Raw genomic sequence first — 20,025 nt, forward strand, 5'->3', positions numbered from 1 at the left:
GCCTCCGGGAATGAATTCGATTCGAAGAGCGACGCGAACCTTGTGGGGACGGGTTCAGCGCTGCCTGGCCAGTTGCGCTGTCTCAGCAAGATCGAAGGCCTGCCAGCCCCCGCCCAGCGCCTTGTACAAGCCCACCAACGCCTGGGACACCGCCGCCGAGCTGTCGATCCACTGTTCCTCGCTGGCCAGCAGCGCACCCTGCACGCTGAGCACGTTGAGGAAGTCCACCGCGCCCTCGACGTACTGGCGCTGCGCGGTTTCCAGGGCGATGCGGTTCTGCTGCACGGCCTCGGCCAGGTGATCGCGACGCAACTGACTGGCGTTGTACAGGCGTAGCACATCATCGATTTCATGCCAGGCACGCAGCACCACCTGGCGATAATTCAACGCCGCCTCCTGTTGCTGCGCCTCGCGCAGTTCGAGCACGCCACTCAGGCGCCCACCCTCGAAGATTGGCAGGGACACCTGCGGGCCAATGGCAAAACGACGGGAATCCCAGGCACCGAAGTCACTGAGCTGCATGGCCTGGAAACCGAAATTCCCGGACAGGCGGATGCTCGGGTAGAAGTCGGCCTTGGCCACGCCAATGCTGGCCGTGGCGGCATGCAGGCGTGCCTCGGCCTGGCGGATATCCGGACGTCGCTCGGCCAGTTCCGACGGCAAGCCGATGGCGAAGCGCTGTTGCGGCGCGGGCAGTTCGCCAGGCGCCAGCAGCTCGTTCTGGAGGCTGCGCGGCGGCTCGGCGGCGAGCAGGCTCAGGGCGTTGACCAGGTCGGCTTCCCGCGCCTCCAGGGTCGGCAGGCGCGCCTCGATCGACGCCACCTGGGCGCTGGCCTGGGCCACGTCGAGACGGGTGGCGACACCCTGGGCCTGGCGGTCGTTGGACAGCTTCAGGCTGTGCCGGGCCACCTTGAGGTTGTCGCGGGTCACCGCCAGGGTGTGCTGCACCGCACGCAGCTGGATATAGTCGCCGGCGGTTTCCGCGAGCAAGGCGAGCACCACACCGCGACGGTCGTTCTCGGCCACTTCGACGCTGGCATCGGCGGCTTCCACCTGGCGCCGCACCCGGCCCCAGAGATCCAGTTCCCAGCCGGCGACCAGGTCGCCCTGCCACAGGTTGTACGCCGCCTTGCCGCTGTTGCCCGACGGGTCGCTAAGGCCTTCGGCGCTGTTGCGGGCGCGGCTGTAGCCGGCATTCACATCGACCGACGGCGCTTGCTCGGCAGCGATGCTGCTGCGCAAGGCGCGACTTTGCGCCAGGCGGGCAGTGGCCATGCGCAGGTCGAGGTTGTTGTCGGCGACCCGCTGGATCAATGCGCTGAGGCGAGCGTCGTGAAAACTTTCCCACCAGCGCAGCTCCAGCGGCTCGGCCCGGGGCTGGCTCGGTGCAGCCTCGCCCTGCAGCGCGGCCCAGTGTTGCGGGGCCTGGCTGTCGGGCCGCCGGAAATCCGGACCCAGGGTGCAGCCGGCCAGGACCAGGCCAAGCAGCAGCGGGCTCAGACGAAACAGGCTGTTCATCGTGCGGTGACCTCCTTGCCGGCGAGGACATCGCCACGGGTGTCGATGGTCGCTTCCACCGACATGCCGACGCGCAGGCGTTCAAGCAGTGGCTGGTCGGCATCGAAGACGATCTTCACCGGGATGCGCTGGACCACCTTGGTGAAGTTGCCGGTGGCGTTGTCCGGCTTGACCGCAGCGAAGGTCACCCCGGTGGCCGGGGCGATGCTTTCGACATGGCCGCGCAGGGTCTCGCCGGAGAAGGTGTCGACGCTGATGTTCACCGGCTGCCCGGGCTGCACGTGGGTGAGCTGGGTTTCCTGGAAGTTGCCCAGTACGTAGGCGCGGTTCAGCGGCACCACCGAAAGCAGGCGCGCGCCCGGGTTGACGTAGGCACCGACCCGCAGCGCACGCTCGCCGACCATGCCGTCCATCGGGGCGACGATGCGGGTGTAGGACAGATCCAGGTTGGCCTTCTCCAGCCCGGCTTCGGCGCGCTTGAGCTGGCCGTCGGCGCTGGCGACCTGGGCTTCGAGGATGTCCACCTGCTTGCGGGTCGCAAGCAGGGCGGCCTGGGCGTTGGCCAGCCGCGCGCGGGCCTGGTCGACCCCGCTGCGCGCCTGCTGGGCGTTCTGCACGGTGCCGGCGCCCTGTTCGGCGAGGCGGCTGTAGCGGGTCACTTCATGGTCGGCGAAGGCCGCCTCGGCCTGCGCCGCCTTCACCGCCGCATCGGCCTGGGCGATCAGTGCGGCCTGGCGCTCCAGGGTGGCGCGGGCATCGGCGCTCTGCGCACGGGCCACCAGCAACTGGGCCTGGGCCGCATCCAGCGCGGCCTGGTAGTCGCGGTCGTCGATGGTGGCCAGCAGTTGCCCGGCCTGGACCCGCTGGTTGTCGTCCACCAGCACGTCCTTGATGAAGCCGGCTACCTTCGGCGCGACCACGGTGTAGTCGGCGCTGACGTAGGCGTCGTTGGTGCTCTGCCGGTGGTCGTTGCCGAGCAGGTGCGGGCCGCCGATGGCAGCGAGGACGGCAAGGGCGAGGGCCGAGCCGATCAGGATGTTCTTGCGGGTGTTGGTCATCTTGGCAAGTCTCGAATTCTTCCGGGCTCAGGCCACCGCGCGCGGTGGGTAGACCCGGGTAGGCACGAAGGGAATCAGGCAGATCAGGGCCACGGCGATGCAGCCCACCACCAGGTAGAGGTCGGCCGAGGTCAGCACCAGGGCCTGTTCATGGATGCGCCTGGCCAGGCCCGCGGCGCTGTCGTCGATCAACGGCGCGTTGCCCAGGCTGTCGGCCAGGTGAGTGGAATGGAAATGCCGGCGCAGGGTGCCGAGGGCATCCAGCAGGCCGCTGGCGATCACGGCGGCGAGGCCCTTGACCGTGTTGAACCAGGCCGAGGCGAACGGACCTTCCTGCGGGGTCATGCCGTTGGTCGAGAGCATCAGCAACGGCAGCACCGCCATCGGCTGGCCGAACACATGTAGCAGTTGCAGGACGTAGAAGTTGTCGCGGATCCACTCGGAGGTGAGCTGGGTGCCGCCGATGCAGGCCAGCGCCAGCATGCCCAGTCCACAGGCCAGGACCCAGCGACAGTCCACCGCGCGGATGTTGCACAGCGCCGCCACCAGCGGCAGCGAGACCAGTTGCGGCATCGCCACCAGGAGCATCAGCGGGCTGGTCTGCACCGGGCGATAGCCCTGGATCTGCGCAAGGTACGCGGACGGAATGCTGATCGCCGCCGAGAGCACGATGAGCACCCCGGCCAGGGTCACCAGGGCGAAGCTCAGGTTGCGCCGGCCCAGCATGCGCAGTTGGAAAAACGGCAGCGGCTCGGACCATTCGTTGAACATGAACAGCACCAGCAACACCAGGCCACCGCCGAGCAGCCAGCAGATCAGCGGTGAGTCGAACCAGCCCCAGCGATCGCCCAGGGTCAGGCCGAGCACCAGCGAGCTGATCGCCGGCAGGCCGAGCAGCACGCCGCGCCAGTCCAGCTGGCGGAAGCGCTCCAGGCGCAGCGGGTCCTGGGGCAGGCCCCAGCCAACGCAGAACATCGCCAGCAGTGACGGCAGGATGATCTGCCAGAACGACCACTGCCAGCCGACATACTCGGTCCACAGGCCGGCCAACGGCGTGCCGAGGTTGGGGCCGAAGGTGGCGGTCAACGCGTAGCAGGCCAGGCCGTAGACCTTGATCCCCGGCGGCAGGAAACGCAGGGCCACGCTCATCAGCATCGGCGGCAGCGCGCCGGAGGCCAGGCCTTGCAGGATGCGCAGCAGCATCAGGCTATGCAGGTCCGGGGCGTACGGCTGGACCAGCCCGAGCAGGGCGAACAGGCCGATGGCCGACAGGGTGAAGCGACGCAGGGAAAAGGTGGTCGCCAGCCACGGCGAGAAGGCCATGGCCGATACCGAGGCGGCGGCATACACCGCCACCAGCCAGGCGCCTTCGTCGGCGCCGATGCCCATGGCACCGCGGATATCGGCCAGCGACACCTTGGTCACCATCTCGTTGAGACCGGCACACAGCACCGCCAGCAGCACACCGAACAACCCGAGCACCACCCGCAGGCCGAACGCCGGCTGCGCGGGGACGGCTGCCACGGGAGCGGCAGCAGGCGCGGCAAGGGGCGCGGACAGGGATGTCATTAGAAATCTCCAGCAACAAATTGACCTGGAGAAGTCTAAAAAGCCTGAATGCTGACGAAAACTGACTTATTGGCAGCTTACAGTTGCACCAGACGCAATCGGTCGATCATGGATCGACTTCGCAGCAGGTTTTCACGGTCTGGCGCAGCCAGCGATGGGAGGGGTCGTTGTCGAACCGCGGGTGCCACGCCTGCATCACCGTGACCCGCTCCATCGGCAGCGGAATCTCGAAGGAACGCAGGGGCAGGCCGAGGCGGCGCACGCTGTTGAGGATGTTCGCCGGCATCGGCAGGATCAGGTCCGAGGCCGGCAGCGAGAACATCGCCGAGTAGAAGCTCGGCGTCACCAGCGCCACCCGCCGCTGCACCTTGTAGTTGGCCAGCTCGACATCGATCGGGCCATTGGCGCGGCCGCGCCGCGACACGCTGATCTGCGGATAGGCAGCGAAGGTCTCGGGGGTGATCTCGCCGTCGAAGATCGGATGGTCCTGCCGCGCCAGGCCGATGAACACCGTGTTGAACAGGCTCTGCACCTTGATCTCCGGACCGAGGTCGATGCTCGAACTTAGGACCAGGTCGGTACGCCCGTCGCGCAGCACCGTGTCGTCATCACCGCCCCCGCTTTCCGGCACGAAACGCAGCACGATGCGCGGCGCCTGCTCGTGCAGCAGGCTGAGCAGGCGGGCGCCATAGAGGGCGATGAACAGATCGTTGGTGCGGATGTTGAAGGCACGGTCGAGGCTGCTCAGGTCCACTTCGTCGCCGCCGCGAAACACTTGGCCGGCCTGCTCCACCAGGGTCCGCACCTGCTCCTGCAGGGCCAGGGCGCGGGGCGTGGGCACCAGGCCGCGACCGGCGCGGACCAGGATCGGGTCGCCGAGGGCCTCGCGGATGCGGCTCAGGGTCCGGCTCATGGCCGCCGGGCTGAGGTTCATGCGCTGGGCCGCACCGACCACGCTGCCTTCGTCGAGCAGGGCATCGAGGGCGACCAGCAGGTTCATGTCCGGGAGTGGCATGGCCGGGTTCCAGTTGGCGAATGATGGGAACGCGATCTTAACAGCTTGGCGGATTGCGTCTGGCGCAACATTCCAGTGCATGCCGGGCCATTTATCGGGGCACGGCGATGGGGCGAGAATGCCCTGTTTTCGTCGTCTGCCCAGGAGTTGCCCATGTCCCGCCCGGTCCTCATCGCCATCGATGCCTCCCCGTCCTGCGCTGCCCTGCTCGATCTGGTGCGGCAGTACTGCCGGCCGCGGGAGCACCGCTTGCACGTGCTGCTGGCGATCGACAGCAGCTTCGCCGTGCATGACCACGCGGCGCCTTATACCCGTGGCGAGCTGGCGGAATACCCGGCGGCCTGCGACGAGCAGCAACAGGCCGAGCGTGCGGTGGCGGAGGCGGTCTGGGCGCTGCGCGACAGCGGTTTCGAAGACTGCATCGGCTGCATGGTGGCCAACGAGCCGGTGCAAGCCATCGTCGACAAGGCGCGGGAGCTGGAGTGCGAGTTGCTGGTGATGGGGCATCGGCACCTGTCGCGGTTCGGGCGGATGCTGGATCCTTCGATCAGCGGCAGGGTGATCAATCAGGTGGGGTGTCCGGTACTGGTCGCTCCGGCATGAGCGCAAGCGACCATCCGTCGATGATCCGGCCCACACCTTGCTAAGGATCTGAACTCCCCCTTTTTCACCCAGTCAATCGATGACTGTCATTGCAAGGTGTACGCGTCATGCACAATCCCTTTCAGCAGATCAGCGCCGCGTTCTCGGCGCAGTACCGGGTCAACCTGAGCATCGAGCGCCTCGACGGCAGCATCATGCTGACCCTGTCCGACGACGACGGCGCCATCATCGCCAAGCGCCTGATCAGCCCGGCCCAGCGCAACGACCCGAAACGCCTGGAGCGCCTGATCGACAGCGTCAGGTTCGGCATCGCCATCGAGCAGGGGCACAGCGCGATGGAAGTGCTGGCGGCGATGACGGAACAGGGGAAAAGGGCCAGTCGCTGGGGTAGTAGCGCTCATCACTGAGTGCCAGCCATAAACACAAGGCAACGCAGACCTGTGGGAGCGGGTTCACCCGCGATTACGATAGTGAATTCACCGGCGCCATCGCGGCGGTCCGGCGCTCCGGTGAACCCGCTCCCACAGGGTCCGCTCATTGCTCCCAGAAATCCCCGCTGACATCGATCCCCCGATCCTCATCGACAAACCCCACCCGCCGCCGCACTTGTCGGTACACCCCGACCGCACCCTGCCCCAGCCGCAATCCCCCGCGCAGATCCACCGCCTGCGCCGCGATCACCGCCTCGATGCGGACCAGCCACTCCAGCCGCTGCACCAGCGTCGCGGTCTTCTCCACCACCGCCAGTGCCTGCCCGGCGTAGTCCTCGATCCGGTCCGCCACCGGCACGCTGAGCGCCGGCAAGGGATTGGCCAGGTGCACGATTTCCGCTACCAGCGCCGCCGCAGTGCGCTGCAACGCGAGCAGTCCGACCCGCCCCGGCCGCATCGTCAACCCGCGCGGCAGTTCGCTGGAAGCCGGCGACAACAGCTTGGCCATGCGCTCGGCACTGGCCACCGCCAGCCGGCTCAAGGCCAGCCCCAAGCCTTCGAACGCCAGCGCCAAATGCGTGCTGTCGAAGTTGGCGGTAACCAGCACCTGGCGACTTTCTGCGATCAACGCCGGATTGTCCGCACCGCTGCCCAGCTCGATCTCCAGCACCTCGCGGGCCTGCCGCCATGCCTGTCGCGCCGCGCCCAGCACCACCGTGGCGCAGCGAAAGCTCAAGGGGTCCTGCAGGCGTCGGGCCTGTTGCGGATCGAGCAGGTCGCTGCCGGCCAACAGCACCAGCAGATCCGCCGACGCCTCGGCCTGCCCCGGCACCGGGCGCAGGCGCGCGGCCCACGGCTGGAACGGCGCGAGACCGGCGCGATAGCCCTCGCAAGACAGCGCCAGCACCGCCAGCTGGCGTTCCAGCAGGCGCTCCACCTCGGCGATCAACAGGGCCCCCAGGCCGATGCTCGCCGAGTTGGCCGAGACCAGCGCCAGCCCGTCCTTGTTCCGCAGGACCCGGGGCTGCAGGCCGGCACGCCGCAGCGCTTCGGCCGCCGCCAGGCGCTCGCCGCGGTACTCGACCCAGCCCTGCCCCTGCACCGCCAGGGTCACATGGGCCAGCGGCGCCAGGTCGCTTTGCCCCAGCGAGCCGAGCAAGGGCACCTCGGGATGGATGCCGTGATCGAGCAACGCCAGCAACGCCTCGGCGCTGCCCGGGGAAATCCCCGAGCGCCCCTGGGCCAACCCGGCCAGGCGCGCGCAGAGGATCGCGCGCACTTCGCGCCGCGAGGCCAGGCGCCCGATCCCCACCGCACGCCCGGCGGCGATGCGCTGCTGGAACGCGGGATCATCCAGTTCCTGCTCCACCGCTGCGCCGAGCCCGGTAGTCACGCCATAGATGGGTGCGCCAGCGGCGACCAGGTCGAGCAGCAGGCGATGCCCACCGGCAATGGCCTCCTGCGCCGCACGGCCGAAGCGCAGCGGCGCGGCGTCATCCACCACCGCCAGCAATCGCTCCAGTCCGAAACCGTCGGGCCCCAGTTCAATACTGCTCATGCAAACCGCAACCGCTGGCCGATCCCCAGGCGCCGGGCCTTGGCCAGCAGCGCATGGCCCAGGGCGATGTCGCTGAGGCTCAGGCCGCGATGCCAGAACAGGATGGTTTCCCCCGGATGCTCGCGCCCCGGCTTCAACCCGGCGACGATCTGCCCCAGTTCGGCGTGCAGGGTCTGCTCGCTGAGCTTGCCGGCCTCGACATGGGCCCGCAGCGCACCGAACTGGCCACCCTTGCACTGGCCCCAGTCGTCCACCACCAGCTTGTCCATGATGTCGGTGAGCGACAGTTCCACCGCGCTCATGGTGCCGTAGGGCACGACGAAGGCGCCGGGCTTGATCCATTGCGTGCGCAGCAGCGGCTCGGGACGTTCCAGGCGCGACGCCTCGACGACGATATCGGCGTCGCGCACCGTGCTTTCCCAGTCCTCGGTGACCAGCACCGGCTTGCCCAGGTCGCGGCGCAGGCGCTCGGCGAAGGCTTCACGGCTTTGCGGCCGGCGCGAATGCACGCGGATCTCGTCGAAGTCGAACAGGTGGTCGAGCAGGCGCACGTTCCAGTAAGCCGTGCCCCGTGCACCGATATGCCCCAGCACCTTGCTGCGCGGATTTGCCAGGTGACGGGCACCGAGGGCGGTGAGCGCGCCGGTGCGCATGTCGGTGATCGCCGAGGCGTCGAGGATCGCCTGGGGCACGCCGGTAGCCGGGTCCATCAGGTTGAGGATGGCCAGTTCCGACGGCAGGCCCTGGCGGTAGTTGTCGACGAAGTCGCCGACCACCTTGACCCCGGCGCGGCCGATATCGCCACCAAGCACGCCGCGCAGCACATTGAAGTGGCCGTTGACCGCGCCGCCGGGCACCAGGTGGGTGCGCGGCTCGATCACTGCCGCCCCCTGCCCCTGCAAGGCCAGGCCGGCTTCGACGGCGGCGAGGACCTCGTCGTTGTCCAGCTTCAGTTCGGCAACGTCCAGGCCGTTGAGAAAGTCGATGTAGATCGGTTGCATGACGGTTACCTCACGGCTGGAAAACGATGTCTTCGACGCGCACCGCCCGCCGGATTATTGCAGGCTCCCGCTGACTTTCGCCGCGATCTCCGCCGGTACCCAGGCCTGCCAGACCTGCGGATGATCACGCAGGAAGGCCTGGGCCACGGCGCGCGGCTGCAGGCGCTTCTCGCTCATCTGGCCGAGGGTCTGGTTGAGCAGGTCGATGGGCAGGTCGACCTTGCTGAAGAACGCCACCAGCTCCGGGTACTGCGCATGGAACGGCGCCGACACGCCGATCGCCAGGCGCGCCGGCATCGAGCGGCTGCCCCGTGGATTGGGCTCCTTGGGATTGGACAGGGTCTTCCAGGCCTCGGCATCGAACGGCGGCTCTTCCAGCTTCACCAGCTTGTAGCGCCCCAGCAGCGGGGTCGGCGACCAGTAGTAGAACAGCACCGGCTTGCCGCGCCGAATCGAGGTCGACACCTCGGCATCCAGCGCCGCACCCGAGCCGGTGCGGAAGTTGACGAAGCTGTCGTTCAGACCGTAGGCCTTGAGTTTCTGGCTGTTGACGATTTCCGAGGTCCAGCCGGTGGGGCTGTTGAGGAAGCGGCCCTTGTCCGGTGACTCCGGGTCCTGAAAGACCTTGGCGTAGCGCGGCAGGTCGGCCACCGATTTCAGCTCGGGCGCCAGGGGCGGGATGCCCCGCGCGGGGTCGCCCTTGATGACGAATTCCGGCACCCACCAGCCTTCGGTGGCGCCTTTCACCGTGTCGCCGAGGCCGAACACCTTGCCCTCGGCTTCGGCCTTGACCCAGGCCGGACTGCGCCCGGCCCATTCTTCGCCGATGACCTGGATATCGTTCTTCGCCAGGGCGGCTTCGAGGCTGACGGTGCTGCCCGGCAGGGTGTCGGTGGGATAGCCGTAGCCCTTCTCGACGATGCTGCGCAGCAGCTCGGTGATCAGGCTGCCGCTTTCCCAGGTGATGTCGCCGAAGTGGATGGTCTGGGGTTTGTCGCTGGCGTGGGTGGTCAGGGAAAGGGCCAGGAGTGAAGTGGCCAGCAGGGACTTGAGTGTTTTCATCGGTTACCTCGGTGTTCTTGAGGCCGTCATCGCTGGCAAGCCAGCTCCTACAGGGTCCGGTGCACACCGATCCTTGTAGGAGCTGGCTTGCCAGCGATTGGCGGGTCAGAAGTCGTAAGTCAGCTTGGTGTAGTAGAAAGCCCCCTCAGGCGCCGACGGCGCGAGGTAGCTGTACTGCTGCCCCGGCGTCTGCCGCAGGCGCAGGTTGAAATCATCCGGCTTGCTGTCGAACAGGTTGTTGGCTCCCACCGACAGCTTCAGTTGCTTGCTGAACGCGTAGTTCACGTCGAGGTCGGTGTTCCACTGCGCCGAGAAGGTCTGGTCATACTGCGCGTTGGCCGCCGACGCCGCGTACTTGCGGTACTCGCCATAGCGGGTCTGCGACAGGGCGACGGTCCACGGCCCGTGGCGGTGCACCGCGCCGAGCACCAGCTTGTCCTCGGGGTAGCCGTGCTCCAGGTAGCCCCGCGCTTCCCGGGTCAGTACATCGAAGCCATAGGGGTTGGCGTTCACCGATTCGATGGTGGTGCGCGCCTTGGTGTAGCCCGCCGACAACGCCAGGTTGCCGAAGCGCTCCAGGTCGAGGTTGTACTTGCCGACGATGTCGATGCCCCGGGTACGGGTATTGGCCGCGTTGGTCATGAACTGCGCCCAGCTGTACTGCCCGTAGCCGGCCGCGGCGAGGATGCGCTCGGCGTCCGGCCCGGAAATGCCGCCGCTGTAGAGCAGGCGGTCGCGGATGGTGATCTGGTAGGCATCGATGGTCAGCGAGGCCTGCTCGCTCGGGCGCAGCACCAGGCCCAGCGAGTAGTTGGTGGACTTCTCCGGTTTCAGCGCTTCGGCACCCAGGGCCTGGGCCGCCGGGTGGTCGACCGGGAGGATGCGGGTCAGCACCGGGTTGCCGTTGACGTCGACGTTGGTGGTCGTGGTCCACGAGGTGCCGATCTGGCCCAGGGTCGGCGCGCGGTAGGCGCTGTTGATGGTGGCGCGTACGCCGACCTGCGGGGTCAGCTCGTAGCGTGCGGAGATCTTGCCGGTGGTCGCCGAACCGAAGTCCGAGTAGTGCTCGCTGCGCCCGGCGATACCCACCTGGAACCTGTCGGTGACCTGGTTCTCCAGGCCGAAGTACACCCCGCCGACATCGCGCTTGTAGGTCCCGGCATCGTCCGGCATCAGGCCCGACGCCTGCACCGCGCCGACCTGCACGCCACCGATGCCGCCGAAGGAATAGGAATCGTAGTCGCCCTCTTCGAGGCGGTACTGCTCGTGGCGGTAGGCCAGGCCGGCAGACACTGTCAGCGGATTGTCCGACCAGCCCACGGCCAGGTCCTTGGCGTAGTCGATACCGAGGTTGGTCTGCTCGTTGACCAGGGTGGCGACATCGAACCTGGTCGGGCTGTTGGCGCCGTAGCTAGGGTTGACCGTGTCGAAGGCCAGTTCGTCATGCTTGTCGCGGCCGTAGGTGGCGCTGATGTCCAGGCGCCCGAGGGTCGCGTCCTCGAAGCGCGAGCCAACAGTGAACGAGGCGTCCTCGTAGCGGTAGCGATACTTGGGAATGGTGCCGTTGGGGTAGATCGCCGCGACGTTGTTGGGGTTGGAGGCCAGCAGCGGCGGCGTGTTGTTCACCGACTTGTCCTGGCCGACGGTGGCGAAGCTGTACAGGCGCCACTGGTCGTTCAGGCCGACCTCGGCATTGGCCGCGAGGTTGTACTTGTCGCGGGAGGCACCACCCCAGCGCGGGTCCTGCCAGGCGCCGCCGGCCTGGTACTGGTCGCCGATGTCGGTGGGCTTGGTGTTCACCCCATTGAAGCTCAGAGTCAGGAAGCCATCCCCCGGCAGACCGAGGCCGTACCAGCCATCGGCACTCTTGCTGAAGCCATCGCCCTGGCCGTACTTGCCCACCTGGGTGTTGAGCTGGCCGCCGCTGTCGCGCTCCTTGAGGACGATGTTGACCACCCCGGCCACCGCGTCGGAGCCGTACTGCGCCGAGGCGCCATCGCGCAGCACCTCGACGTGGTCGATGGCGCTGATCGGGATCATGTCCAGGTCCACCGGCTGCGAGCCAATGAACGGCACGCCGCCGGAAATGTTCACCACTGCCGAGGCATGCCGGCGCTTGCCGTTGACCAGCACCAGGGTCTGGTCCGGGGCCAGGCCGCGCAGCGAGGCGCCCTTAGGATTCTGCCCACGGGTCGCGCTCTGGTTCTGCGGGAAGTTGAACGACGGCAGCAACTGGAACAGCGCCTGGTTCAGGGTGGTGGCACCGGTCTGCACCAATTCCTCGTTGTTGATCACGTCCACCGGCGCGGCGCTGGTCAGGGCCGTGGCGTCGCTGCGCCGCGTACCCAGGGCGACCACCCGGTCCAGGGTCGGCACGCTGGCGGCGGCCTCCTGCCGGGCCACGCTGCTCGCCGCAGCGGCGCTGCTGGCCGACGGCTCGTTGCCGCGGTCCTTGATGATGAAGGCCCCGCTCGGGCTGACTTCGAGGGCCAGGCCGGTACCGCGCAGGGCGGCATCGATCGCCTGCTCGGCGGACAGGCTGCCGTCGACCCGTGCCGAGGAATACCGGCCAACGTCCGGGGTGAAGGAAATCACCTGGCCGCTCTGCCGGCTGATGCTCAGCAGCACTTCGTCCAGCGGACCCGGGTTGATGTGATAGGTCTGCCGCGCCTCTTCGCCCAGGGCCGCGGCGCTGACCAGCAGGCCCAGCAGCGGGCCGATGGCCAGGGTCTTGCGAATGGTGTTGTGTCGATTCTTGTGCACTGCGATTCCCCCCACGGAATCAAACGACGCTACTCCCTCGGCAGCGCTTACGGGAGGGTTGTGGCGCGGGCCGGGGAAAACTTGCAGATCGTTTGGTTATGGCCTTAGAACCGGGTCAGGCCGGGACCAGGGTGACCCAGTAATCACTGCGGCGCGTGATGCGGATCGGCAAGGTGCGGCCCAGGGCTTCCAGCACCAGGTCGCTCTGGTCGAGGCGGTACAGGCCGCTGACCCGCAGCCCGGCGATGGCCGGGTCGAGGCGCAGGACGCCATGGCGATAGGGACGCAGCGCCTCGATCACTTCGCTCAACGGGCTGTCGCGCACTTCCAGCAGGCCATTGACCCAGGCGCTGTCGCCGCTGCGCACGGCGCGTACCAGGCCGAAGCGGTAGCGGTCGTAGCTGACCTCCTGGCCGGCCTGCAACTGCAGGCGGTCGCCACCACGGGTGACGATCTGCAACGGCGCCTCCAGTGCGCCGACCCGGCATTCCTCGCCACGATCGCGCAGCAGCACCCGGGCCTCGCGGGCATACACCTCGCCGCCGCTGGTGCGCAGGACGAACGGGCGGCGGTCGCCGGCCACCTGCAGCAGCCCTTCCCCGCCACGCCATTCGAGCAGCCGGCGCTGGGCGTCGAAACGCACGTCCACCGCGCTCTGGGCGTTGAGCAGCAATTCACTGCCGTCGTCCAGTTGCACGGTCTGGCGCTGGCCGATGCCGGTGGCGAAATCGACCTGCAAGGATTCCAGCGAGGGGCTCAGGGTCCAGCCGCCGCCGATCATCAGGCCGGCGCCGAGCAAGGCTCGCTGCAACACCTTGCGCCGGCTCGACGGCGCGCTCAGTGCCCGTTGCAGCACGCCGCCGTCCACGCCCTGGGCGATGGGCACCTGGAACACGCCGAGGGTGCGCTCCAGGCGCAGGCACAGTTGCTCGTGCCGTGGGTCACGGGCGCGCCAGGCCAGGAAAGCCTGGCGCTCCGCCTCGCTGGCGTGGCCGGAACGCAGCAGGACGATCCAGCGCGTGGCCTGTTCGATCAGGTGCTCCTGTTCGCTGCTCATGTCACTCCAGGCTGGCCTTGAGACAACGGTGGATGGCCTTGGCCATGTAGTCGCTCACCGAGCGCTGGGAGATGCCCAGTTGCGCGGCGATCTCGGGGTAGGTCAGGCCGTTGACCTGGGACAGCAGGAAGGTCGCCTTGACCTTGGCCGGCAGGCCGTCGAGCAGGTTGTCGATGATCTGCAGCGCTTCGAGCATCTGCGCCAGTGCTTCCGGCGACGGCGCCTGGGCTTCGTCGTCGTGCTGCAGGGCATCGAGGTAGGCGCGCTCCAGGTCGCGGCGGCGCCAGAGCTGGTACATCAGGCGCTGGGCGATGGTGGTGAGCAGCGCCCTGGGCTGGCGGATCGGCTCGGCGACCGGGGCGCTGAGCAACTGCACGAAGGTGTCGGCGGCGATGTCTTCCGCGCCGCCATCGCCCAGGTGCCGGCGCAGGCGCGAGCACAGCCAGGAATAATGGCTGCGGAAAAGACCGCCAACGTAATCGCGGTGGGACGTGTCGAAACCGGACATGAACGACTCCAGAAGGAGGATTGCCTGAAATGTCCGGTGGTCCGGTGACGCCATGCTAGAGGGACTGCTTATTCTTTAAAAATATTTAAATTGCATTCATTTATTCGATCAGGGAATTAGCTCGGGCAGGCCCTGGCGAGCGGCGGTGTCGCGATAATCCAGGAGAATCTGGTAGTCGGCTGCGCTGGCGGGAAGGATCTCGCGGATCGCCAGGGTCTCGGCGAACTCCGGCAGCGTCTGGTTGAGGGCCTCGCGGATGCGCTGCACCGCGGCGTCATCAAGATGGGCCGGACCGATGAAGGGCAGGCTCGGGCTGGGCGCGCTGAGGGCGACGAGCTTGAGCCCGGCGACTTCCTCGCTGTGATCCCGGGCGAGGTAGCCATGGGTGACGCTGTCGATGGCGGCCAGGTCGCCGCGGCCTTCGCGCAGGGCGCGCAGGCTGTCGCGGTGGCCGCCGGTGTAGCGGATCGAGGAGAAGAAACGGCCATTGCGCTGCAAGGGTGCGAGGCGATGGCGCAGCAGGTTCATGCCGGAGTTGGAATCGGCACTGTTGACCAGGCCGCGGCTGCCGAAGAAGTCTTCCAGCGCGCTGCGCGGATCGTCGGCACGGGCCAGCAGCAGGCTGTGATGATTGCCGGCGCTGGCATGGGGCAGCTCGTAGACGGGACGCCCGATGACCTTGACCTTGTCCCGCAGCAGCGTCATCAGCGGGTAGCCGCAGGTCTGGGTGAACAGCAGGTCCGGCGACAGCCACAGCGCCGGCAGGTCGAGGTGGCCGGCATCATCGCGGCGGGCCCCGAGCAAGGCCAGGGTGCGTTGCAACCAGGCCTCGCTGGCCTCGCAGACCCGGGGCGGTGCCACGTACATCAACAGTTCGGCGTAGGCCATGGGTGACTCCGGTTCAGGCGAAGGGGTGTTCGGGGCTGTCGATGGGACGCAGGGCATGCTGGCGCAACAGTTCGCCATAGCCGCGCACCAGGAAACCACCGCTGCGCGCCAGCCACTGTTCGCGGCGCTGGCGGTAGACCCGCGGCAGGAAGTACCACGGCAGGCCCGGCAGGTCGTGATGGACCAGGTGCAGGTTGAGGTGCAGGAACAGCCAGCTCAACGGCCAGCCGGCCTCGTTGAGTACGCTGCGCTGCTCCGGGCGGGTGGCGGGTCGATGTTCGTAGAAGGAACGCAGCATGGCCAGGGACAACGCCGGCACGCTGGCGAAGAACAGGTACTGGCTGACCGACAGGGCACTGTACTCGCTGATGAAGACGAACATCAGCAGGGTGCAGGCGCCGTGGCTCAGCCACATCCGCCAGGCCTGGCGCTCGCCCTTCTTCAGGCGGATGAATTCTTCGCGAGCGAGACCGACCAGCGCCTGCGGAGCGCCGGTCAGCAGGCGTCCGGGCACGGTCTTGTCCAGCCAGCGCAGGGCCCGCGCCAGCCATCCGGCGCGGGGCCAGTGCCGGCGGCTGAGGTAGCGGCTTTCCGGATCGATGCCGGGCAGGGTCAGGTCTTCATCGCGGTGATGCAGCAGGTGGCTGTCGCGGTACAGGGTGTAGGGGTACCAGACGGCGAACGGTGCGTAGCCGAGCAACTTGTTGAGCCAGGGGAAACGGGTCGGATGGCCGTGAAGCAATTCGTGCTGGAGCGACAGCCACAGCACCAGCAGCGGGATCAGCAACAACGTGGTCGGCCAGGCGCCGAGCAGCGGGCTGGCCAGCATCAGGCCGAACCAGCCGGCGTATACCCCGACCAGCAGCAGCCAGGTCGGCCACTCGCTGCGGCCAAGAAAGCTTGACTGCAGGCGCAGCACTTCATCGCGCTGGGCGTCGTCGAGGTAGTTGGGCATGGAGGGGGTCCTTAGTCATGGCTATGACCCCCTGTGCAATGAGGCGGGAAAATCTTGCAGATCGTTTGGCTATAAGGTCATGCCTTCTACCGTCCCTCTTCCACATCCTTGCCATTGGCATCGATCACCCGGCTCGACGGATAGCGCGAGGACGCATACCGGACCACCAGGATCGAGAACGACAGCAACAGGATCCCGCCACACAGGTACAGCAAGCCCTCGTCCGGCGCCTTGTGGTGCGACACATCGCCGATCAGCAGGCGGGTCAGCGCGGTGATCGCCACGTACAGCAGGAAGCGGATCGGCATGTGGTTGGTCTTGAAGTAGATCCCCACCATCGCGCCCAGTTCGAGGTAGATGAACAGCAGGAGGATGTCATCGACGCTCACCCCGCCCTTGCCGAGCATGTCGAGGAAGGTCATCACCGCGGCATAGGCGGTGATCCCGCCGATGCCGAACAGGGCCAGGTAGTGGAACGACTCGACGCACAGGTTGCCCAGCGAGTCGGCGGTGCCGTGCAGGCCCTTGCGCAGTTTTTCAGCCCATTTGATGTTCACGATGCAGTTTCCCTGATACGGCCTGGAAGAGGATGCGGCAGGCACATGACACCTTGCCTGCATGCAGTAAAAAGGCCAGCGGCCTCGCTTGAGAAGGCGACCGATTGCCGCAAGGCACGCCGCGACACGATCAGGCTGCAAAATCTGGGCTATAAAAAGGCCACTATCCAATGCCGGATCATTACTGTATAAATACCCAGTATTCGTATTCCCCCAATTTTCGAGAAAGGCGTGAGGTGATGAATGGCCGTCGAAGTGGTGTACCGCAGCAGCCGCGACCTGGAGCGTTTGTTCATGGATAAAGCCGAGGCAGATCGTCACGACAAGATGCTGGAGCTGGCGGAAATGCTGGCTGAAGTCCTGAAGAAGGCCGTGCCGTCGCTGGATGAACAGCAGGTCGACGACATCGGCATCTACATGGCGAAGAACCGCGACGTGTTCGCCAAGGCGTTCAAGAGCCAGCCGGATGCGCTGTCGGAGTTGCTGGACGGTGCCGCGGCCGAGGAATAAGCCTCAGCCGCCGTACACCAGACGCTCGGCAAGTTGTTCGGCGACCCGCGCCGGCGAGCGTTTTTCCGCCTGGGCGTGGGCGAACACCTCGGTCAGCCGGGTGGGAATCCGCGACAGGTGCGCGGTGATGTCGGGCGGTGCCACGCCCTGATGGGTCAGCGCAACGTAGATCAGCCCGCCGGAATTGATGATGTAGTCCGGGGCATAGAGAATCCCGCGGTTTTCCAGTTGGTCGGCCACCTGCAGGCTGGTCAGCTGGTTGTTGGCCGAGCCGGCCACCGCCGCGCAGCGCAGTTGCATCACGCTCTGCCCGGTGAGGATCGAACCCAGCCCGCACGGGGCGAAGATATCGCAGGGCGTGCCCACCAATGCCTCCGCAGCCACCGGTTGCGCGCCGAACTGCTCCATCGCCAGTTGTACCCGCCCCCGATCATGATCGCTGACCAGCAGCTCGGCACCCGCCGCATGCAGCTGCTCGGCCAGCGCATAGCCGACATTGCCCAAGCCCTGCACCGCCACGCGCAAGCCTTCCAGGTTGTCGCTGCCCAGGCGTGCCATCGAGGTGGCGCGGATGCCGGCGAACACGCCCATGGCCGAATGCGGCGAAGGATCGCCGGCGCGGGTGGTGCTGGTGACGTGGCGGGTGGACTGGGCAATGCAATCCATGTCCAGGGTCGAGGTCCCGCTGTCGATGGCGGTGATGTAGCGGCCTTCGAGGGATTCGACGAAACGCCCGAACGCCTCGAACAGCGCCGCGCGGTTTTCCACATGGGGATTGCGGATGATCACCGCCTTGCCGCCGCCCAGCGGCAAGCCGGCCAGGGCGGCCTTGTAGGTCATGCCCTGGGCCAGGCGGATGGCGTCGGTCATGGCGCTGTCGTCGTCCGGGTAGGCGAGGTAGCGACAGCCGCCCAGCGCGGGCCCCAGCTGCTCGTTGTGGATCGCGATCACCGCCTTGAGGCCGGTGGCCGGGTCGACGCACAGGTGCAGGGACTGGGTACGGGTGCTTTGCATGAGAGCGAACATCTACGGGCCCTCGTTGACAGTGCTCCCACCAGTATAGGTGGCACTTCGGCGCGCGCCCGGACACTGGACGAAACGATTCTCCGGGGCTAAAACAGTAGCTCTCAGCGGAGACCGCCATGAACCCACGCCAAGCATGCCTGGCCTGTCTGGAACGCACGCCCCCGGCCTTGTTCGAGGCCGGGTTGTGGATTGCTGCCGAGCACGATGGCGCGGTGGACCCGGCACAGGTGATGCGCACGGTGAGAGACCTGCAGCACGAGATCAGCAACGACCTGCCGCTGCTGCCACTGCACGAGCTGGCCCAGCCGCTGCTGCGCAAGCTGTGCGCACTGGGTTTCCAGGAAGACGAATACCATCCGCTGCGACCGCAGGCGGCCTTGCTCGACCAGTTGCTGGTGCGTCGGCGCGGGCAGCCACTGACCCTGGCGCTGCTCAGCCTGGAGCTGGCCCGGGGCCTGTCGATTCCCCTGGAGGGCGTGAATTTTCCCGGGCACTTCCTGTTGCGCGTGCCCGGGGCGGATCATCTGCTCGATCCCTGTGGCGGGCGGCGCTTGTATCCGGCGGATTGCCGGGAACTGCTCGGTCGGCAGTTCGGACCGCAGATGGTGTTGAGCAAGGAACATGTGCAGAGCGCCACGCCGATGCAGATGCTCCAGCGCCTGTCGCGCAACCTGCGGCAACTGCACTCGACCCATGACGATGACCTGGCGGCGCTGAAGGACGCCGAACGCGTGCTGCTGCTGGGGCCGGCGCTGGCCAGTGACTACCTGGCGCGGGCTACCTTGTACCAGCATCTGGAATGCCCGCAGGCGGAGCGGTTCGACCTGGAGCATGCGTTGTTGCTGACCGACGATCCGATCCAGCGGCTGCGGCTGACCGAGCGTTTGAGTCATCTGCCGGCTGGCAAGAAATCAGTGCATTAGAGGTGTTCTTCCGGGCCCTATCGCTGGCAAGCCAGCTCCCACAGGGTCCGCGCCGAGCACAAATAATCTGGCTGGCAGAGAACCTTGTGGGAGCTGGCTTGCCAGCGATGAGCATGGGTATCTACACATCTCGGTAAAGCAAAGCGCGGACCCTGTGGGAGCGGGTTTACCCGCGATTGCCATGGCGAATTCACTACAGTAATCGCGGGTGAACCCGCTCCCACAGGGTCCGCGTCGAACACAAATAATCTGGCTGGCAGAGAACCTTGTGGGAGCTGGCAAGCCAGCGATGAGCATGGGTATCTACACATCTCGGTCAAGTAAAGCGCGGACCCTGTGGGAGCTGGCTTGCCAGCGATGAGGCCCGAAAGAGCACTACAGGATCACCCGGCTGCCGGGGTATCCGGCTGACGCGAAGGATGCGCCAGCATGAACGCCGGATGCTCCTCCGCCAGCCCCACCACCCGCAGGATCCGCGGATAACCGCCCAGGTCGATATTGAAGCGCCTGGCCGCATACACCTGCGGAATCAGGTACACATCCGCCAGTCCCGGCTCGTCACCGAAGCAGAAGCCCTCATCGCCAATCAGCTGCTCCACCGCCGCCAGCCCCTGGCTGATCCAGTGGCCGATCCACTGGTTCACCGCCGCCTCGTCCTGCCCCAGTTCGCGCAGGCGATTGAGCACGCTGACATTGTGCAGCGGGTGGATATCGCAACCGATCAGCGCCGCCACGCCCCGGACCCGGGCGCGCTGCACCGGGTCATGGGGCAGCAGCGCCGGCTGTGGATACACCTCTTCCAGGTACTCGATGATCGCCGGCGACTGCACCAGCAGTTCACCGGAATCGGCCTTCAGCGCCGGCACCCGCCCCTGGGGATTGAGCGCGAGGAAATGTTCCTCGCGCTGCTCGCCCTTGAGCAGGTTGACCGGCAGCGACTGGAATTCCAGCTGCTTCAGCGCCAGGGCGATACGTACCCGGTACGACGAAGTGGAGCGGTAGTAGGTGAACAGTTCCATGGCT

At 66.9% G+C, this 20,025-nt stretch carries 19 protein-coding genes; 4 read left to right on the plus strand and 15 right to left on the minus strand.

Translation table 11 applies throughout. From position 1 onward, the window contains the following. Positions 1-54: 54 nt before the first annotated feature. From V0R59_RS16095 to V0R59_RS16110, 4 genes are all read right to left on the minus strand, one after another. Complete coding sequence (locus V0R59_RS16095; protein WP_330076174.1) at positions 55-1,518, minus strand: efflux transporter outer membrane subunit; 1,464 nt, start codon at positions 1,516-1,518, stop codon at positions 55-57. After that, positions 1,515-2,576 carry an HlyD family secretion protein gene (locus V0R59_RS16100; protein WP_330076173.1) on the minus strand — a complete coding sequence of 354 codons (1,062 nt, stop codon included), beginning with the start codon at positions 2,574-2,576 and terminating at the stop codon, positions 1,515-1,517. The genes V0R59_RS16095 and V0R59_RS16100 overlap by 4 nt, the downstream gene beginning before the upstream one ends. Positions 2,577-2,603: 27 nt before the next feature. Further along, positions 2,604-4,145: an MFS transporter gene (locus V0R59_RS16105; RefSeq protein ID WP_330076172.1), complete on the minus strand. Its 1,542-nt coding sequence runs from the start codon at positions 4,143-4,145 to the stop codon at positions 2,604-2,606. Positions 4,146-4,251: 106 nt separating this feature from the next. Then, entirely contained in the window at positions 4,252-5,160 is a 909-nt protein-coding gene (locus tag V0R59_RS16110) for a LysR family transcriptional regulator (protein ID WP_330076171.1), read from the minus strand. A gap of 153 nt (positions 5,161-5,313) precedes the next feature. On the opposite strand from V0R59_RS16110, the gene V0R59_RS16115 reads away from it, so the two are divergent. Next, the gene (locus V0R59_RS16115; protein ID WP_330076170.1) at positions 5,314-5,763 is read left to right on the plus strand and encodes a universal stress protein; all 450 of its coding nucleotides are present in this window, start codon (positions 5,314-5,316) and stop codon (positions 5,761-5,763) included. 107 nt (positions 5,764-5,870) lie between these two features. Further along, entirely contained in the window at positions 5,871-6,170 is a 300-nt protein-coding gene (locus V0R59_RS16120; protein ID WP_330076169.1) for a DUF3509 domain-containing protein, read from the plus strand. Between the two features lie 127 nt (positions 6,171-6,297). Here the strand turns inward: V0R59_RS16120 and V0R59_RS16125 are convergent, their stop codons facing one another. From V0R59_RS16125 to V0R59_RS16165, 9 genes are all read right to left on the minus strand, one after another. Next, complete coding sequence (locus V0R59_RS16125) at positions 6,298-7,752, minus strand: HAL/PAL/TAL family ammonia-lyase (RefSeq protein ID WP_330076168.1); 1,455 nt, start codon at positions 7,750-7,752, stop codon at positions 6,298-6,300. Continuing rightward, positions 7,749-8,753 (minus strand): ornithine cyclodeaminase family protein, encoded by a 1,005-nt coding sequence (locus tag V0R59_RS16130; protein ID WP_330076167.1) that lies wholly within the window; start codon positions 8,751-8,753, stop codon positions 7,749-7,751. Before V0R59_RS16130 ends, V0R59_RS16125 begins: the two co-directional genes overlap by 4 nt. Positions 8,754-8,807: 54 nt before the next feature. Further along, entirely contained in the window at positions 8,808-9,815 is a 1,008-nt protein-coding gene (locus V0R59_RS16135; protein WP_330076166.1) for an ABC transporter substrate-binding protein, read from the minus strand. Positions 9,816-9,920: 105 nt separating this feature from the next. Next, complete coding sequence (locus V0R59_RS16140) at positions 9,921-12,578, minus strand: TonB-dependent receptor (protein WP_330076165.1); 2,658 nt, start codon at positions 12,576-12,578, stop codon at positions 9,921-9,923. 115 nt (positions 12,579-12,693) lie between these two features. Next, positions 12,694-13,635, minus strand: coding sequence for a DUF4880 domain-containing protein (locus V0R59_RS16145; protein ID WP_330076164.1), 942 nt, complete (start codon positions 13,633-13,635; stop codon positions 12,694-12,696). Between the two features lies 1 nt (position 13,636). Beyond that, positions 13,637-14,143: a sigma-70 family RNA polymerase sigma factor gene (locus tag V0R59_RS16150; protein ID WP_330076163.1), complete on the minus strand. Its 507-nt coding sequence runs from the start codon at positions 14,141-14,143 to the stop codon at positions 13,637-13,639. 108 nt (positions 14,144-14,251) lie between these two features. Then, on the minus strand, positions 14,252-15,031 hold the full coding sequence (locus tag V0R59_RS16155) for a phosphate/phosphite/phosphonate ABC transporter substrate-binding protein (RefSeq protein ID WP_330076162.1): 780 nt from the start codon (positions 15,029-15,031) through the stop codon (positions 14,252-14,254). Positions 15,032-15,044: 13 nt separating this feature from the next. Next, positions 15,045-15,986 (minus strand): fatty acid desaturase, encoded by a 942-nt coding sequence (locus V0R59_RS16160; RefSeq protein ID WP_330076161.1) that lies wholly within the window; start codon positions 15,984-15,986, stop codon positions 15,045-15,047. An 86-nt stretch (positions 15,987-16,072) separates the two neighbouring features. Further along, on the minus strand, positions 16,073-16,543 hold the full coding sequence (locus V0R59_RS16165; RefSeq protein WP_330076160.1) for a phosphate-starvation-inducible protein PsiE: 471 nt from the start codon (positions 16,541-16,543) through the stop codon (positions 16,073-16,075). 243 nt (positions 16,544-16,786) lie between these two features. Between V0R59_RS16165 and V0R59_RS16170 the strand changes: the two genes are divergently transcribed. Beyond that, a complete protein-coding gene (locus V0R59_RS16170; RefSeq protein ID WP_330076159.1) occupies positions 16,787-17,053 on the plus strand; it encodes a YebG family protein in 267 nt (88 codons plus the stop codon). 3 nt (positions 17,054-17,056) lie between these two features. Here V0R59_RS16170 and V0R59_RS16175 read toward each other — a convergent pair whose 3' ends face one another. After that, positions 17,057-18,079 (minus strand): Leu/Phe/Val dehydrogenase, encoded by a 1,023-nt coding sequence (locus V0R59_RS16175; protein WP_330076158.1) that lies wholly within the window; start codon positions 18,077-18,079, stop codon positions 17,057-17,059. Between the two features lie 116 nt (positions 18,080-18,195). Between V0R59_RS16175 and V0R59_RS16180 the strand changes: the two genes are divergently transcribed. After that, entirely contained in the window at positions 18,196-19,002 is an 807-nt protein-coding gene (locus tag V0R59_RS16180; protein ID WP_330076157.1) for a SirB1 family protein, read from the plus strand. Positions 19,003-19,385: 383 nt separating this feature from the next. On the opposite strand, the gene maiA is transcribed toward V0R59_RS16180, so the two are convergent. Next, complete coding sequence (maiA, locus tag V0R59_RS16185) at positions 19,386-20,021, minus strand: maleylacetoacetate isomerase (RefSeq protein ID WP_330076156.1); 636 nt, start codon at positions 20,019-20,021, stop codon at positions 19,386-19,388. Positions 20,022-20,025 lie beyond the last annotated feature (4 nt).

Origin of the sequence: Pseudomonas ulcerans (genome assembly GCF_036324125.1) — a bacterium.
Taxonomy (GTDB): Bacteria; Pseudomonadota; Gammaproteobacteria; order Pseudomonadales; family Pseudomonadaceae; genus Aquipseudomonas; species Aquipseudomonas ulcerans.

Bases quoted from the DNA above. Each gene is read 5' to 3' on its own strand.
- V0R59_RS16180 (WP_330076157.1), top strand. From the start codon at position 18,196: ATGAACCCACGCCAAGCATGCCTGGCCTGTCTGGAACGCACGCCCCCG.
- V0R59_RS16160 (WP_330076161.1), bottom strand. From the start codon at position 15,986: ATGCCCAACTACCTCGACGACGCCCAGCGCGATGAAGTGCTGCGCCTG.
- V0R59_RS16130 (WP_330076167.1), bottom strand. From the start codon at position 8,753: ATGCAACCGATCTACATCGACTTTCTCAACGGCCTGGACGTTGCCGAA.
- V0R59_RS16100 (WP_330076173.1), bottom strand. From the start codon at position 2,576: ATGACCAACACCCGCAAGAACATCCTGATCGGCTCGGCCCTCGCCCTT.
- V0R59_RS16170 (WP_330076159.1), top strand. From the start codon at position 16,787: ATGGCCGTCGAAGTGGTGTACCGCAGCAGCCGCGACCTGGAGCGTTTG.
- V0R59_RS16175 (WP_330076158.1), bottom strand. From the start codon at position 18,079: ATGTTCGCTCTCATGCAAAGCACCCGTACCCAGTCCCTGCACCTGTGC.
- V0R59_RS16145 (WP_330076164.1), bottom strand. From the start codon at position 13,635: ATGAGCAGCGAACAGGAGCACCTGATCGAACAGGCCACGCGCTGGATC.
- V0R59_RS16095 (WP_330076174.1), bottom strand. From the start codon at position 1,518: ATGAACAGCCTGTTTCGTCTGAGCCCGCTGCTGCTTGGCCTGGTCCTG.
- V0R59_RS16115 (WP_330076170.1), top strand. From the start codon at position 5,314: ATGTCCCGCCCGGTCCTCATCGCCATCGATGCCTCCCCGTCCTGCGCT.
- V0R59_RS16135 (WP_330076166.1), bottom strand. From the start codon at position 9,815: ATGAAAACACTCAAGTCCCTGCTGGCCACTTCACTCCTGGCCCTTTCC.
- V0R59_RS16105 (WP_330076172.1), bottom strand. From the start codon at position 4,145: ATGACATCCCTGTCCGCGCCCCTTGCCGCGCCTGCTGCCGCTCCCGTG.
- V0R59_RS16110 (WP_330076171.1), bottom strand. From the start codon at position 5,160: ATGCCACTCCCGGACATGAACCTGCTGGTCGCCCTCGATGCCCTGCTC.
- V0R59_RS16125 (WP_330076168.1), bottom strand. From the start codon at position 7,752: ATGAGCAGTATTGAACTGGGGCCCGACGGTTTCGGACTGGAGCGATTG.
- V0R59_RS16155 (WP_330076162.1), bottom strand. From the start codon at position 15,031: ATGGCCTACGCCGAACTGTTGATGTACGTGGCACCGCCCCGGGTCTGC.
- V0R59_RS16120 (WP_330076169.1), top strand. From the start codon at position 5,871: ATGCACAATCCCTTTCAGCAGATCAGCGCCGCGTTCTCGGCGCAGTAC.
- maiA (WP_330076156.1), bottom strand. From the start codon at position 20,021: ATGGAACTGTTCACCTACTACCGCTCCACTTCGTCGTACCGGGTACGT.
- V0R59_RS16150 (WP_330076163.1), bottom strand. From the start codon at position 14,143: ATGTCCGGTTTCGACACGTCCCACCGCGATTACGTTGGCGGTCTTTTC.